Raw genomic sequence first — 14,784 nt, forward strand, 5'->3', positions numbered from 1 at the left:
CGCGGGGTGGAGCAGCCCGGTAGCTCGTCAGGCTCATAACCTGAAGGTCACAGGTTCAAATCCTGTCCCCGCACCCAAGCCACATCGGCCCCCGCCCCCAAGCGGGGGCCGTTTGCGTATCCGGAGACCGGGCGGGCGCCGGGGGTTGGCCCGTTCGATCCAAGGCGTTACTCCTGTCGTCATGTCCCGGATCGCTCTCGCCCTCTCGAGCCTCATCGGTCTGGCCGCGGTCGCGGCGGCTGGGACGGCGGCTGCGAGGACCTACTATGTCATCCAGTCGGGCGCGGACTCCTGGACGGTGATGGATCCCGAGGGGGTCGAGCGCGTGGGCGATGGCGCTGTGCGTCGCGCCTGGGCCGTCCGGGTCCAGCGCAACATCCTGAGCGGTAGCCCGCCGGAGCCAGGGTATGTCCGAACCCTGACCGAGTACGATTGCGCGGCCCAACGGACGCGGTGGCGCGAGTTTTCGGCCTTCTCCCGCTCGGGAAAACTGCTGGTCAGCAAGGTCAATCCGAACCCCGAATGGGGCCCTGCGGGCGAGTCCTCCGACATCTATGCCGGCTACCGCGTGATCTGCGAGGGCGTGGGCGGCGGCTCGGTCGTGGCGGCGGAAAGCGTGGCGAAGATCGTGATCGGCCTGATGGGTTCCTGGGATCCGCCTCCCGCCGCGCTGGCGCCAGCGCCGGCCGCCAAACCCTCCGTGAAGCCGGGGCCCGCTAAGCCGTCCGCGAGGCCTGCCCAGTAACGGAACGACCCGCCGAAGCGCGGCTCCGACGGGTCGTCCCTATGGTGTGATGCGGCGGGGCCGGATGATCGGCCCCACTTCTCGTCGTCAGGTCCGGGTGGGGATGACCACCGGCAGGTGCTCGTAGCCCTTGACGAAGGACGACAGGACCCGGCGCGGTGGGCCGACGACTTCGATCCGCGGGAAGCGCCGAAGGATCTCTTCCCAGATGATCTTGAGCTGCAGCTCGGCCAGGCGATTACCCACGCAGCGGTGGATGCCAAAGCCGAATGACAGGTGCTGGCGCACGCGGGGCCGCTCGATCCAGTAGTCGTTCGGCCGCTCGATGACGTCTTCGTCGCGATTGCCCGAAACGTACCACATGGCGACCTTGTCGCCCTTCTTGATGGTCTTGCCGCCGAGGTCGAAGTCCTGCTTGGCCGTCCGGCGCATGTAGGCCAGCGGCGTCTGCCAGCGGATGGTCTCCGAAACCATGTTGGGGATCATGCCGGGATCGGCGCGGAGGATGCGCTCCTGGTCGGGGTTCTGGCTCAGAGCCAGGATCGAGCCGGAGATCGTGTTCCGCGTCGTGTCGTTGCCGCCGACGATCAGCAGGATCAGGTTCCCCAGGTATTCCATGCGGTCCATGTTCTTGGTGGACTCGCCATGGGCCAGCATGGAGATCAGGTCGGGACGCGGCGGGGCGTTCACGCGCTCGTTCCAGAGCCGCATGAAGTAGTCCACGCATTCGAACAGTTCGGCGCGCCGCTCCTGTTCAGCGACCTCCGGGTCGTTCGAGCTGAAGATGCCGGATTCCGGACCAGCCGTGGCGACGTCGGACCAGCGCGTCAGCTTGCGCCGGTCTTCCCACGGGAAGTCGAACAGAGTGGCGAGCGTCATCGTCGTGAGCTCGATCGACACCTTGTCCACCCAGTCGAACTCCTCGCCGATCGGCAGGTCGTCGAGGATCTTGGCGGCGCGCTCGCGGATGATCGGTTCAAGGTGCGCCAGGTGGTGCGGCGACACGATGGGCTGCACCGTCTTGCGCTGGATGTCGTGCTTCGGCGGGTCCATGGCGATGAACATCGGCAGGGTGAAGTCTTCCGCCGGATCGGGCAGCACGATGATCGGCTCGGACGAGAACACCTCGTGGTTCGTGTCCACGGCCATGATGTCGTTGTACTTCGTCACCGACCAGTAGGCGCCCACGTCCGGCCAGCCGGAATCGGCGGTGTAGTGGACGGGGTCTTCCTTCCGCAGCCGCTCGAAGTAGGGCCACATGGTGTCGCTGCGGAACAGCTCCGGATCGGCCGGGTTGATCTGCTCCAGCGGCATTGAATAGGCCGTCTCGCGGGCCTGGCGGTGCAGATCGAGAGCCGCGTCGTCCATTGCTCGTCCTCCTGGGGGCGCGGGTCTTCAAACGCCCGCGTTACGTCATCTTGAACGATGGAGCCGTGCTGCCCGTAAGTCAACGAAAGATGACGCGGGCGTCACTTTGGTGACGCAGGTGTTGCGTCGCAGAGACGCGATAGGGGGCCGCAGCATTTCTGCATGGCGTATCCGGCCGCGCTCGCTAAACAGATGTTTGAAACGCGCTCCCGGGGAAACGCATGGCTTCCGACATCCTGTTCACGCCGTACAGCCTGAAGGGGCTGGACCTGCCCAATCGCATCGTCATGGCGCCGATGACGCGCTCGTTCTCGCCAGGCGGCGTGGCGACCGAGGAGGTCGCAGCCTACTACCGGCGCCGCGCCGAGAACCAGGTCGGCCTGATCATCACCGAGGGCACGGGGGTGAACCGTCCGGCCTCCGTGAACGATCCGAATGTCCCGCGCTTCCACGGCGACGCCGAGCTGGCGGCTTGGAAGAAGGTGGTGGACGAGGTCCATGCCGTCGGCGGCAAGATCGCGCCGCAGCTCTGGCACGTGGGCGCCGTCCGCACCCGGAGCGAGACCTGGAGCCCGCCCGGACCTTACGACAGCCCCTCTGGCCTCTCGCGTCCGGGCAAGGCCTTCGGCGCGCCGATGACCGACGCCGAGGTCGCCGACGCGATTCGCGCCTTCGCGGATGCGGCGGCCGCGGCCAAGGCGATCGGCTTCGACGCCATCGAGTTGCACGGCGCCCACGGCTATCTGATCGACCAGTTCTTCTGGGACGGCACCAACGTCCGCGAGGACGCGTACGGCGGAAAGGATCTGCCGGGGCGGGCCCGCTTTGCGGCCGACATCCTGCGCGAAGTGCGCAAGGCCGTGGGCCCGGACTACCCGGTGATCATCCGCGTCAGCCAGTGGAAGCAGCAGGACTACGAGGTCAAGCTGGCCAAGGATCCGAAGGCGCTCGAAGCCTGGATGGGTGCGCTGGTCGATGCCGGCGCCGATTGCATCCACTGCTCGCAGCGCCGGTTCTGGGAGCCGGAATTCGAGGGCAGCGACCTGAATTTTGCCGGCTGGACCAAGAAGCTCACCGGCGTGCCCACCATCACCGTCGGCAGCGTCGGGCTCTCGGGCGAGTTCATCGCGGCATGGGGCGGAGAGCTGTCCCAGCCGGCCTCGCTGGACCGGCTGGAGGCCATGCTGGAGCGAGGCGACTTCGACCTGGTCGGTGTCGGCCGCGCCCTGCTGCAGGATCCGGAGTGGGTGGTGAAGGTCCGCGAAGGACGCCACGACGAGCTCAAGGCCTACGATCGCTCGGCGCTGGCGACGCTGTACTAGGCGCTCTCGCCTCCTTCCTCGCCGCCGGGAAAGGGGGGGGAGGCTGTCCGCTCAGTCGCCGCCCCCATCCCCGCCGCCGTCGCCCCCGTCGTCGTAGGAGCCGCTGCTCTCATCATAGCCATCGCTGCGGCGGCGCCGTCTTGAGCGCGCGTGAAGGATGGTCGCGACCACCACGGCGAAGATGAGAACGGCGCCCAGGACGTCGGCGACCATCGTCGGCTCAGGCGTTGAAGTTCAGCTTCAGGCCTGGCCGCGGCCACCTGGCCCGGTAGAGCTTTCCGGTCGACGAGGCGGTGATCCAGGCTGTCCGCATGTCGCCGCCGCCGAAGCAGATGTTGGTCACGACCAAATCCGGGACCGGATAGTGCTCGGTGCTGCCGCTGGGGTCGAAGGCGGTGATGCCGCCGTTGATGATCGTCGCCACGCAGACCTTGCCCGAGGCCTCGACGGCCAGGCTGTCGAGCAGCTGGTAGCCCGGCAGGTTGCAGATCACCCGCCCCGGCGCGAACCCCGGGTTCGGGGCCAGGACGCCGGTTTCGGCCACGTCGAACGCCCATAGCCGGCCGAGCTGGGTGTCGGCCACGTAGACCACCTTCTCGTCGGGCGAGAGGCCCACGCCGTTCGGTGAGATCAGGTGTCCGCGCTGCTGGCTGATGTGGCTGCCGTCGGCCTTGGCGTAGTAGACCGCGCCGTTCTTGCGGCCGTCCGGCGTCGAACAACCGTGGTCGGTGAACCAGAACCCGCCCGACTTGTCGAAGACCAGATCGTTGGGGCCCACCAGCTTCTTGCCGTCACAGGCGTCGTACACCGTCTCCAGCTTGCCGGACTGCAGGTCGTAGCGCTGGATATAGCCGCCGGTGTGGCTGGGCGGGGTCGGCCCCGGGATCGTCAGGCCGCCATTGTCCAGCCACTCGAACGAACCGCCGTTGTTGGTGATCCAGATGGCGCCGTCCGGGCCGATGGCCGCGCCGTTCGGCCCGCCGCCAGTCTCCACCACCAGCTCCTTCGTCCCGTCGGGCTTCACTCGCGTCAGCCGTCGTCCTTTGATCTCGGTCAGGATCACCGAGCCGTCGGCCATGGCGATGGGCCCCTCCGGAAACTCCAGGCCCTCGCAGACCAGTTCGATGTCCATGCCGTTCCTCCTTGTTCGTTTACGCTGACTATAGCGTCCGCGGGGGGCGCCGAGGGAAGGGGGAACGGAGCTCTTGACGCAACGTCAATCACGCCGCATCTGGCGAAGAAATCGCTGTGACGCTGCGTAAGGTAATGTGGCGGAGCGGCTTCAAACAACTGTTCGAATACTTCACCCTGTCACTTCCGATAGCTTGTCAGAACTGTCACGCGACCTCACCTATCGCGCCGGCGGCGTCATGAGTCGTGCCGCCAGATCATGAAAGCGTGCGGGCGCAGTGCCCGTCGCAACGAGGCCGCTCTCCCAATCGGCGGCCCTGGGGAGGTTCATATGAGTCAAGTTCGCCGCGGCCGCGGCCGTCTGGTGCTGTCGGTTTCCGCCATCGCCCTCATGTCCGGGACTGCCGCCTTGGCGCAGACGCCGCCGCCGGCGTCCGAGGAGCCGGCGATGGTCGACGCCATCATCGTCACCGCTCAGCGCCGCGCGGAAAGCGCCAATGACGTCGCCATGGGGATCCAGGCGGTGCGCGGCGAGGTGCTCGAGCAGCTCCACGTCACCGACACCAAGGACCTTTCGGCCTTCGCGCCCAGCTTCACGGTCTCTCAGAGCTATCAGGGCGTGCCGACCTACACGCTGCGCGGCATCGGCTTCAACACCATCAACCTGTCGGCGACCTCGACCGTCGGCACCTATGTGGACGAGGTCGCCTACGCCTATCCGTTCATGATGACCGGCCCGATCTTCGATCTGGAGCGGGTCGAGGTGCTGAAGGGCCCGCAGGGCACCCTCTACGGCCGCAACACCACCGCGGGCCTCGTGGACTTCGTCACCAACAAGCCGACCGAGGAGTTCTCGGCCCGTGTCACCGCCGAGGCCGGCAACTACAAGACCTACAACCTCGAGGGGGTCATCAACGGCCAGATCGCGCCCAACCTCCTGGGCCGCTTCGCCTTCCGCGCGGAGAACAGCGACAAGGGCTGGCAGATCTCCAACACCCGTGGCGAACGCCAGGGCGAGGTCGACCGCTGGGGCGTCCGCGGCTCCCTGGCCTTCACGCCCAACGACCGCCTCGCGGTCGACGCCTCGGTCAGCTACTGGAAGAACCAGTCCGACACCGTTTCTGCCCAGGGCATCGGCTTCACGCCGGCGACGGCCAACAGCCCGTTCCTGGCTCCCGGCCTGAAGGACTACATCGCGGGCAACCTGCCCACCAAGGCGAGCCAGGCCGACTGGGCGCCGCGCGCCGCCCGCAGCGCCGATATCGGCATCGGCGCCGGCCTCGCCGGCCCGCTCCGCGAGGACAATGAGTTCGTCGGCATCAAGCTGCGCGTCGCCTACGACATCAATGACGACATGCGCATCGTCTCGCTGACGGGCTTCCAGGACCTGAAGCGCCGCGCGCTCTTCGACTGGAGCGGCGCGCCCTACGAAATCCTGCTGCAGAACGCCCGCGGCGACATCGAGTCGATCTCGGAAGAACTGCGGATCGAGGGTAGCACGGACCGGGCGAACTGGCTGGTGGGCGGCTACATCGCCCGCGACGAGATCATCGACGCCAACCGCACGCTGCTCGGCCAGAACTCCAATGTCGGGCTGATCCGCTTCTTCGGCTCGACCCTGCTGGCGACGCCGTTCAACAGCGCCGGCTACACGGCGGCCCAGATGGCGCAGTCGTTCCGCACCTACGTCGATCGCGGCGACATCGAGACCAAGACCTGGAGCCTCTTCGCCAACGCCGACTACGAGATCACCGAGACCCTGAAGATCACCGGCGGCATCCGCTACACCGAGGACAAGCAGGACTACAACGGCTGCTCGCGCGACTTCAACGGCAGCATGCTGCCGAACGTGAACGTCGTGAACCGGGCGCTGTTCTTCCAGACCTACGGCGCGGCCGTCGCGCCGATCGCCGCCAACCAGTGCAACACGTTCAACCCGGCGACGCTCGCCTTCGGTCCGGTCATTTCGCAGCTGGACGAGAACAACGTCGCCTGGCGCGTGGCCCTGGACTGGAAGCCGGCCGACAACGTGCTCGTGTTCGGCTCTGTCTCGCGCGGGGCCAAGGCGGGCGCCACGCCGATCAACGCCGCCAACATCTCGACCCAGAACGCCCCGGCCAAGCAGGAGATGCTGACGGCCTACGAAGCGGGTGTGAAGGCCGGCCTGTTCGAGCGCCGCGTGCAGGTGAACGTCAGCGCCTTCTACTACGACTATGAGGACAAGCAGCTCAGCGTCTACTTCGCCGACCCGATCTACACCGCGCTCTCGCGGCTGCAGAACGTGCCGAAGGGCGAGGCCTACGGGGTCGATGGCGAAGTCACCTGGCGGGTCACGCCGGAGTTCACCGTCATCGCCTCGGGCACCCTGCTGCACACCGAGGTGAAGGGCTATACCGGCATCAACTCGGCCGGCCAGCCGCAGGACTTCGACGGCGCGCCGTTCCTCTACAGCCCGAAGCGGTCGGGGGCGATCACGGCTCTCTACAACCGCGACCTGACGTCCGACCTGGGCCTGCAGGCGGCGGTCAACGCCCGCTGGCAGGACGACAGCCACGCCGACCTCGAGGGCGATCCGCGGTTCGTGATCAAGGACTACGGCCTGGTGAACGCCAGCCTCGGTGTCCACGCGCTGGACGATCGCTGGAGCGCCCAGCTCTGGGTCCGCAACCTGACGAACACCTACTATTGGACCGCGGTCAGCTCGAACGCGAACGTGGTCGTGCGCTTCCCGGGGCAGCCCCGCACCTACGGGGCTTCTCTCACCTTCGCCTTCTAAGCGAGACAGGCGAGGTCTTCCCACTGGCCCGGGGTTCGCCCCGGGCCATTTTTTTTATCGGCGGTCCAGGACGCGGACCGTGAACGGATACTGGTCCACCTCCGAGGCCTCGTGGCGCTCGGCGCGCACCTCGACCCATTCGCGCTCGTCGATGGGCGAGAGGACCACGTCGCCCTCGATCTCGGCGTCCACCTCGGTCAGGTAGAGCCGCCGGGCCTTCTTCAGCGCCAGCTCGAACAGCGAGGCGCCGCCGATGACGCACACCTCGCTGGCGCCGTCCTCCTCGGCCTGCTCGCGGGCGATGGCCACGGCTTCCGAGAAGTCCTCGCAGACCAGCGCGCCCTGCGGCTCAAACGAGCCGTCGCGCGACAGCACGATGTTGGTGCGGCCCACCAGCGGCTTCTTGGGCAGGCTGTCCCAGGTCTTGCGGCCCATGATGACCGGCTTGCCCATGGTGATGGCGCGGAAGATGGCGAGGTCGGTCTTCAGCCGCCAGGGCAGGGTCCCGTCCCTCCCGATGACGCCGTTGCGGGCGCGGGCGATGGGGCCCGCGGCGAGGATGACTCTGGACATGGTCCGCTGTTTAGCGCGCCGCGGGCGCGGGCGTCAGTCCTTCCCGACCTCGGCGGCCAGCGCGGTCCACTTGGCCTCGTCGAGGAAGGCGGCGAACCGTTCGATCTCCTTGGTGGCCTGCGGATCCGACATGAGCTGGGCCGCGGCGCGCTCGCCCATGACTTGGAACGCCTCCCGGAGAGCGGCCGGCCCGTCGGTTCTGGCGGCGGTGACGTACTCGGCACGGCAGTCCTGCAGCACGAGCCGCTCGAACGTGGCCGCCATCGCCTTGTTGTAGGCGTCGCGCTGCTCGGGCGTGACCTTCGCCAGACCCTCCAGCGAGGGATTGGCCGACATCGCCAGGAACATCCAGCGCACCAGCGCCGCCTGGTCCTTGGGGCTGGCGTTGTCGACCAGGCATCGGCTCAGTTTCTCGGCGTCGGGCCCCGCGTTGGCGGCTACGGGACACAGCGCCGACAGCCCGACGGCGGCGGCGAACACTATACGCTTCATGGAAAGATCCCCCTTCAGGCGCTCAACCTAGGCTGGCGAATACCTGGGGGAAAGCCTGGGCTTCAGCTCGCCGGTTCGAGCCAGGTCAGCCACTTGCGCCGGACCGCCGCGTCCGGGTCGATGCCGAAGCGGCGGCAGTAGAGCAGCAGCATGCAGAGCACGTCCGCCGCCTCGTCGGCGCGGTCGTGCTCGGTGGCCTCGCCCCGGCCGCGGCTGGAGAGCCTTAGGTGCGCCTGGGCCAGTTCGCCCACCTCTTCCTGCAGCTTCAGCAGGAACCAGTCGTCGTCGCGGACGATCCCGTACTTGCCCGCATAGATGTCCGAAATCTCGGCCGCGGACTCGGTGACTTCCCGGAGCGTGAGCGGCGGCTTCGGCATCGCTAGATCGCGATCGGCGCGGGGATGGAGGGGTGCGCCTGGTACCCCTCGAGCTTGAAGTCCTCGTACTCGAACGCCAGCAGGTCGTCCTTGTCGGCCACCCGCAGGGTTGGGAAGGGCAGGGGCTCCCTGGAAAGCTGCAGCCGCGCCTGGTCGAGGTGGTTCAGGTAGAGGTGCGCATCGCCCAGGGTGTGGACGAACTCGCCGGGCTCATAGCCGGTCACCTTGGCCATCATCAGGGTCAGCAGGGCATAGCTGGCGATGTTGAACGGCACGCCCAGGAACACGTCGGCCGAGCGCTGGTAGAGCTGACAGGACAGCTTTCCGTCAGCCACGAAGAACTGGAACAGGCAGTGGCAGGGCGGCAGGGCCATGTCGTCCACGTCGGCCGGGTTCCAGGCCGAGACGAGGTGGCGGCGGCTCTCGGGATTGGTCTTAAGGCTCTGCACCACGCCGGCGATCTGGTCGATCACGCGGCCGTCCGGCGCGGCCCACGAGCGCCATTGCTTGCCATAAACGGGGCCCAGTTCGCCGGTCTCGTCCGCCCACTCGTCCCAGATGCTGACGCCGCGCTCCTGCAGCCAGCGAACATTGGTGTCGCCGCGCAGGAACCACAGCAGTTCGAGGATGATCGACTTACGATGCAGCTTCTTGGTGGTCAGCAGCGGGAAGCCCCTGGCCAGGTCGAACCGCATCTGCCGGCCGAAGACCCCCAGGGTGCCGGTGCCCGTGCGGTCGCCGCGCCGCGCGCCGTTTTCCAGGATGTCGGCCAGGAGGGTGAGATACTGACGCTCGGGGTGATCGGCGTCGGCCGTCAAATGGCCCGAAGACCATTCGTTTGCTGCCTCATGGTGAGCGAGTCGAGCGTGGGCGTTCACCGGTCTATCCCCAAAATATGGGGCTGATCAGCTATCAGCCCACAAATTGTGGGTGTTTAAGTGAGGGTGATTCGCACTCCGAAATCCCCGTGTTTATGCGGGCAAATCGCGAGGGCTCGAACAGAATTTGTGGATGAATCCGATGCCAGATCGGGCTCTAGCGGTGATCAATAGCCGAGCAAGTGGTCGTCACAATGTGACCGTTTGTCGATTCCGGGGTTGGCGGCCGATTAACCCGCGGTTAAGGCGTGACTACAGTTTTTTCGAATGTGGGTTGTTCCATGATCGTTTCCGCCCTGATGGCGATGGCGCTGTTTGCGTCCCCCGAGACTGCCCAGCCGGGCGCCGCCGCGCCGGCTCCGGAGGCCAAGGCCGTCGCCGAGGCCAAGCCCGCCGCCGACGCCAAGCCGGCCAAGCATTGCTATACGGCCAAGCCGAGCGGCTCGCGCCTGCCCCGCAAGGTCTGTGTGACCAAGGCGCCGGAGAAGGCCGAGATCGAGGCCCAGAAGGCCGAGTAGGCTCAACCCGCGAAGCCGCCCTCGTCGAGGAACGCCTGTTCCTCCGGGGTGGTCGGGCGTCCCAGCATCGGATTGCGATGCGGGAAACGGCCGAACCGGGCGATCACGTCCCGGTGGATCTGGTGCCATTTCTCCGTATCCGGATTGCCCAGCTCCCTCGCAAGCTGGAGCCCCCGATCCTGGTCCCCGAGGTCCTCGGCGTGCTGGAACGGCAGCAGCATGAAGCCGGCCAGCTCCTTCTCCACCTGACGGTGCCAGCCCGCGTCGGCCGCGGCATGGGCGATCGCCAGCGCCTTGCCGTCGGTGGCGAAGGCGTGGCCCGAGCCCCGGTAGAGATTGCGCGGGAACTGATCGAGCAGGATCAGCAGCGCCAGCGCGCCGTCGGGCGTCTCGGCCCACTTGTCGTATTCGCCCCGTGCGGCGGCGTGATGTACGGCCTCGAACTTCAGTCGGATGGCCTCGTCGAAGGCCGGCCTGGCGGCGAACCACTGCCTGGGGCCCGCGTTCCGCCAGAAACCCAGGATGTCGTTCGGCGTCGCGACCACGCTTGTTCTCCGGAACTGTTGCGCTGACTTGGGCCATCCTGCCGGCGGGTTCAAGCAATCGCCGCCGTTCAAGCGAGGTTCAGCCTGGCTCGGTCATTGCAGGCAGGAAGGGACTTTGCGGCTCGGCGACGGGTCCGAACGGATGACATCTAGATGAAAACCGCCATGACGGCCCTGGCCGTCGTCTTCCTGGCCGGCGCGGGCCCCGCCCTGGCGCAGGATCGTGAGGATCGCCCCGGGCGCCAGGAGCGTCTGGAGCAGCGCGATCGGCCCCAGCGCGACGGTGGCTACCGCCAGCCTCGTGACCGGACTCCCCGCGAGGCGCCCGCTGTTCGAGAGGCGCCGCGCGCGCCGGAGGCGGCGGCCCCCGCCATCGCGACCGAGCCTCGACAGCAGGACCGCGCGCGGTTCCGGGGCGACGGGGGGCAGCGCCGGGACGAGGGGCGGCGCCGCACTGACGGCGCGCGTGACGGCGACCGCCGGGACGACGCCCGCCGCGACGACAGCCGGCGCGATGGCGATCGCCGTGACTGGAGCGGGCGGGATCGCGACCGCCGCGAATGGGGGGATCGTGACCGTGACCGCCGGGACTGGGACCGCCGGGACTGGGACCGTCGGGACGATCGTCGCGGCGATCACCGGCGCTGGGAGCGTGGCCGCTATCCGAGCATCTACCTCAGCCCGCATCGCTATCGGTACGACTGGCGCCCGCCGTCGGGCTTCTACCTGCGGAGCTGGAGCTATGGGGAGTTCTTCCCGCGCGGCTGGTACGGCTCCGGCTGGTGGATCGTCGACCCCTGGCGCTATGACCTGCCGCTGCCGCCGCCCGGCTTCGACTGGGTCCGTTCCGGACCGGACGCCCTGCTGATCGACGAATACACCGGGCGTATCGTCCAGGTGGTCCGCAACGTCTTCTGGTATTGAAGCTCAGTCCAGGTAGCCTAGCGCCCGCAGCTTCTCGATGGAGCTGCGGGCGTCTGTGTGATGCACGAACACGCCGCCGGCCTCGATCCACAGGTGGCGATGCTTCACCCGGTCGTCCACCAGAACGTCGCCCGGGTGGCAGTGCTCGCGCTTCAGGGCCGCGAGCGTGGTGATGATCTCGACGCCCGGAAAATGGCGCTCGGCCCACCGGCGCTTCTGCGGCGCCGCCCAGTTACCGCGCGGCATGCCGGTCAGGATCACCGGCTCCTTGTGCTTCACGGCGTCGTACAGTTCGTAGGCGTCGGGCAGGGGTTCGAGATTGGCGAAGAACGCGTCCGCCTTGGCCAGGCGGCTCCAGAACTGTCCGGCGCCATGCCGCTTCTCGAACGCCTCCGGCGGCATGCCGAGGATCGCTTCGGCGCCCTTGTCGAAATCGGCCAGCACGCCATCGCAGTCGAGGTAGATGCGCCTGCGCATGGGGCATCAAGTCGTGCGCACGGCGCCGGCTCTACCGGCTGCGGCAGCCGGCGCAGAGGCCGCGGGCCTCCAGCGTCACGGCGCGCACCTGATAGCCGCCGGCCGCAATCGCCGCGAGCTGCGGACCAAGGTCGGGCTGAAACTCCGCCGCCTCGCCACAGCAGTCGCAGATCAGGAACGCCGCCACGTGCCCGCCTTCGATGCGGCAGGGCACATAGGCGTTCAGGCTCTCGATCCGGTGCGCAAAGCCCAGGCGCTCCAGGAATTCGAGCGCCCGATAGACCGTCGGCGGCTTCGCGGGCTCGCCCTTGTCGCCGTAGGCGGCGATCAGGTCGTAGGCCTTCAGCGGCGCGTCCGCGCCCAGAAGCAGTTCCAGCACCCGGCGGCGGGGGGCGGTCAACCGCTCCTGACTGTCGCCGCAGCGGGCTTCGGCGGCCTCGAGCGCGTGCGCCAGGGCCGGCCCGCGCAGGCCGTGGTGCTCATGCTCGCCGTGGTGTGAGCAACTCATGGGCATCTCGTACCTCGCTTCCGCCGCGGGCGGCAACGCGCTTGACTACCGGTTATGTTATTTCATAACACATCGGCGTCCCTGCAAGCCCCGGAACCTTCATGTCGCGTCTCCTCCTCCTCGCCTCGACCGCCGCCGGCCTCGTGGCCGCTGCGCCCGCCTTCGCCCAGAAGGCGCAACCCGAGGTCAGCGAGGTCGTCATCACGGCGGCGCCCTACGTCGTCACGATCGACTCCGCGACCACCAGCGTCGACATCCTGAAGCGGGACGACCTCGACCAGGCGCCTTCCGGCGGCATCGGCGATGTGCTGGCGGGTGTGGCGGGCGTGCGGTCCAGCGCGTTCGGACCGGGCGCGAGCCGGCCGGTGATCCGCGGCCTGTCCGGCCCCCGGGTCCTGGTGCTGTCCAACGGCCTGGGGCAGGTCGACGCCAGCGCCTTGTCGCCCGACCACGCCGTGGCGACGGACCCGCAGGAAGCGGACCGGATCGAGGTGCTGCGCGGACCCTCGGCCCTGGCCTACGGCGGCTCGGCGATCGGCGGGGTGGTGAACATCATCGATGACCGGATCGCGACGAAGCCGGTCGACGGGGTCCGCGGGCGACTGCTGGCGTCCGGCTCGACAGTCGATAACGGCTGGACCACCGGCGGTGAGATCCAGGCCGGCCAGGGGCCGTGGGTCGTCTCCGTCGACGGGCTGCGTCGGGAGACCAAGGACTACGACGTCCCCACCTTCCCCGAGTCCCGCCGTCAGCTTGAGGCGGACGGCGAGGAATACCCCGGCAAGGTCGACTCCACCGTCGAGAACACCTTCGCCCGCCTTTCGGCCTATGGCGCCGGGCTCTCCTACGTCGGCGACGACGGCTACATCGGCGTCTCCATGAAGCGGACCGACACCAAGTACGGCGTCCCCGGTCACGCCCACGAGGAGGAGGCGGATCCAGCGGCGCCGGTCGAGGAGGAGGCCGTCAGCATCGACCTGGAGCAGACGCGGTACGACGTGCGCGGCGAACGCCGGATCGACGTGGGCCCCTTCGAGACGATCCGCTTCGCCGGCGGCTATGCCGACTACACTCACACCGAGCTCGAAGGCGGCGCGCCGGCCACGCGCTTCGTCTCCGACGGCTGGGAAGCGCGGATCGAGCTTGTCCAGCGCAACCGCGACGGCTGGCAGGGCGCGTTCGGCGTCCAGGCCCTGCACCGCGACTTCGAAGCGATCGGCGACGAGGCCTATGTGCCGGCGACCCAGACCAAGGAATGGGGCCTCTTCACTCTCCAGCGCCTCGATCGTGACGGCTGGGGCGTCGAGGGGGGGCTCCGGATCGAAGGCAAGGAGATCGACAGCGTCGTGGCGCGCCGCGATTTCACGGGCGTCTCCGCGTCCCTGGGCGGCTTCCTGCGGCCGGCGGAGGGGCTGTTCCTCTCGCTCAGCGGATCGCGCACCGAGCGCGCCCCGGCCCAGGAAGAACTGTTCGCCGCCGGCGCGCACCCGGCCACCCGCTCGTTCGAGATCGGGGACGCCAGCCTCGGCAGCGAGGTGTCGTACTCGCTGGACCTCACGGGCCACGTGACGCGCGGGCCGCTCGACGTGGACGCGCACCTCTTCGTGGTCCGGTACGACGGGTTCATCGACCTTCGTCCGACCGGCGATGTCGACGACGACAGCGGCCTGGCCGTGTTCCGGTACATCCAGACCGATGCGACCTTCTACGGCGGCGAGATCGACGGAACCTACGAAGTCTGGTCGGACGGCGAGCGCAGCTTCACCCTGGGAGGTACAGCCGACTACGTGCACGGCCGGACCGACCTTGGTCCCCCGGCGCGCATCCCGCCGTGGTCCGTCGCCGGCCGTGGCGTGTATGAGGCAAGCTGGTGGAGCGGCCTCGTGGAGGTTCGCCGTGTCGGCGGCCAGGACCGTGTCGCCGGGTTCGAGCTGCCGACCAGTGGCTACACCCTGGTCAACGCCTCGCTGACCTTCCGGCCCCTTAAGGATCGCGACTTCAAGGTCTTCGTCGAGGGCCGGAACCTGGGCGACGTCGAGGCCCGTGAGCACGCCTCGTTCCTCAAGGACATCGCCCCGCTGCCCGGGCGCAACTTCCGACTGGGCGTGGGCTACCGGTTCTAGCGGGCCGTCAGTAGATTGCCTCCCACT

General features: G+C 68.1%; 16 protein-coding genes and 1 tRNA gene. 7 read left to right on the forward strand and 10 right to left on the reverse strand.

What is annotated here, in order from left to right; genetic code table 11:
- Positions 1 to 77 (forward strand) — tRNA-Met (locus tag DJ019_RS15000).
- Between the two features lie 104 nt (positions 78 to 181).
- Entirely contained in the window at positions 182 to 745 is a 564-nt protein-coding gene (locus tag DJ019_RS15005) for a surface-adhesin E family protein (protein ID WP_111276880.1), read from the forward strand.
- Positions 746 to 832: 87 nt separating this feature from the next.
- Here the strand turns inward: DJ019_RS15005 and DJ019_RS15010 are convergent, their stop codons facing one another.
- Positions 833 to 2,113 carry a cytochrome P450 gene (locus DJ019_RS15010; protein ID WP_111276881.1) on the reverse strand — a complete coding sequence of 427 codons (1,281 nt, stop codon included), beginning with the start codon at positions 2,111 to 2,113 and terminating at the stop codon, positions 833 to 835.
- A gap of 221 nt (positions 2,114 to 2,334) precedes the next feature.
- Here DJ019_RS15010 and DJ019_RS15015 point away from each other — a divergent pair, with 221 nt between their 5' ends.
- The gene (locus tag DJ019_RS15015; RefSeq protein WP_111276882.1) at positions 2,335 to 3,435 is read left to right on the forward strand and encodes an NADH:flavin oxidoreductase; all 1,101 of its coding nucleotides are present in this window, start codon (positions 2,335 to 2,337) and stop codon (positions 3,433 to 3,435) included.
- A 51-nt stretch (positions 3,436 to 3,486) separates the two neighbouring features.
- Here DJ019_RS15015 and DJ019_RS21010 read toward each other — a convergent pair whose 3' ends face one another.
- On the reverse strand, positions 3,487 to 3,648 hold the full coding sequence (locus tag DJ019_RS21010) for a hypothetical protein (RefSeq protein WP_165844028.1): 162 nt from the start codon (positions 3,646 to 3,648) through the stop codon (positions 3,487 to 3,489).
- A 7-nt stretch (positions 3,649 to 3,655) separates the two neighbouring features.
- Complete coding sequence (locus tag DJ019_RS15020; protein ID WP_111276883.1) at positions 3,656 to 4,567, reverse strand: SMP-30/gluconolactonase/LRE family protein; 912 nt, start codon at positions 4,565 to 4,567, stop codon at positions 3,656 to 3,658.
- 330 nt (positions 4,568 to 4,897) lie between these two features.
- Here DJ019_RS15020 and DJ019_RS15025 point away from each other — a divergent pair, with 330 nt between their 5' ends.
- Positions 4,898 to 7,342 (forward strand): TonB-dependent receptor, encoded by a 2,445-nt coding sequence (locus DJ019_RS15025; protein ID WP_111276884.1) that lies wholly within the window; start codon positions 4,898 to 4,900, stop codon positions 7,340 to 7,342.
- Between the two features lie 54 nt (positions 7,343 to 7,396).
- On the opposite strand, the gene DJ019_RS15030 is transcribed toward DJ019_RS15025, so the two are convergent.
- From DJ019_RS15030 to DJ019_RS15045, 4 genes are all read right to left on the reverse strand, one after another.
- The gene (locus DJ019_RS15030; protein ID WP_111276885.1) at positions 7,397 to 7,915 is read right to left on the reverse strand and encodes a dihydrofolate reductase; all 519 of its coding nucleotides are present in this window, start codon (positions 7,913 to 7,915) and stop codon (positions 7,397 to 7,399) included.
- 33 nt (positions 7,916 to 7,948) lie between these two features.
- Complete coding sequence (locus DJ019_RS15035) at positions 7,949 to 8,407, reverse strand: hypothetical protein (protein WP_133255313.1); 459 nt, start codon at positions 8,405 to 8,407, stop codon at positions 7,949 to 7,951.
- A 62-nt stretch (positions 8,408 to 8,469) separates the two neighbouring features.
- On the reverse strand, positions 8,470 to 8,784 hold the full coding sequence (locus DJ019_RS15040) for a pyrophosphohydrolase domain-containing protein (protein ID WP_111276887.1): 315 nt from the start codon (positions 8,782 to 8,784) through the stop codon (positions 8,470 to 8,472).
- Between the two features lie 2 nt (positions 8,785 to 8,786).
- Positions 8,787 to 9,602 carry a thymidylate synthase gene (locus DJ019_RS15045; protein ID WP_111276888.1) on the reverse strand — a complete coding sequence of 272 codons (816 nt, stop codon included), beginning with the start codon at positions 9,600 to 9,602 and terminating at the stop codon, positions 8,787 to 8,789.
- A gap of 341 nt (positions 9,603 to 9,943) precedes the next feature.
- On the opposite strand from DJ019_RS15045, the gene DJ019_RS15050 reads away from it, so the two are divergent.
- Positions 9,944 to 10,180 (forward strand): hypothetical protein, encoded by a 237-nt coding sequence (locus DJ019_RS15050; RefSeq protein ID WP_111276889.1) that lies wholly within the window; start codon positions 9,944 to 9,946, stop codon positions 10,178 to 10,180.
- A 2-nt stretch (positions 10,181 to 10,182) separates the two neighbouring features.
- Here DJ019_RS15050 and DJ019_RS15055 read toward each other — a convergent pair whose 3' ends face one another.
- Positions 10,183 to 10,725 carry a DUF924 family protein gene (locus tag DJ019_RS15055; RefSeq protein ID WP_111276890.1) on the reverse strand — a complete coding sequence of 181 codons (543 nt, stop codon included), beginning with the start codon at positions 10,723 to 10,725 and terminating at the stop codon, positions 10,183 to 10,185.
- Between the two features lie 153 nt (positions 10,726 to 10,878).
- Between DJ019_RS15055 and DJ019_RS15060 the strand changes: the two genes are divergently transcribed.
- On the forward strand, positions 10,879 to 11,649 hold the full coding sequence (locus DJ019_RS15060; protein ID WP_111276891.1) for an RcnB family protein: 771 nt from the start codon (positions 10,879 to 10,881) through the stop codon (positions 11,647 to 11,649).
- Between the two features lie 3 nt (positions 11,650 to 11,652).
- Here the strand turns inward: DJ019_RS15060 and DJ019_RS15065 are convergent, their stop codons facing one another.
- Entirely contained in the window at positions 11,653 to 12,126 is a 474-nt protein-coding gene (locus DJ019_RS15065) for a 5' nucleotidase, NT5C type (protein ID WP_111276892.1), read from the reverse strand.
- 31 nt (positions 12,127 to 12,157) lie between these two features.
- Positions 12,158 to 12,640, reverse strand: a complete 483-nt coding sequence (locus DJ019_RS15070) for a Fur family transcriptional regulator (protein ID WP_111276893.1) — start codon at positions 12,638 to 12,640, stop codon at positions 12,158 to 12,160.
- Positions 12,641 to 12,735: 95 nt separating this feature from the next.
- On the opposite strand from DJ019_RS15070, the gene DJ019_RS15075 reads away from it, so the two are divergent.
- Positions 12,736 to 14,757 carry a TonB-dependent receptor gene (locus tag DJ019_RS15075; RefSeq protein WP_111276894.1) on the forward strand — a complete coding sequence of 674 codons (2,022 nt, stop codon included), beginning with the start codon at positions 12,736 to 12,738 and terminating at the stop codon, positions 14,755 to 14,757.
- Positions 14,758 to 14,784: the final 27 nt, after the last annotated feature.

Source organism: Phenylobacterium kunshanense (assembly GCF_003254525.1).
Lineage (GTDB): Bacteria > Pseudomonadota > Alphaproteobacteria > Caulobacterales > Caulobacteraceae > Phenylobacterium > Phenylobacterium kunshanense.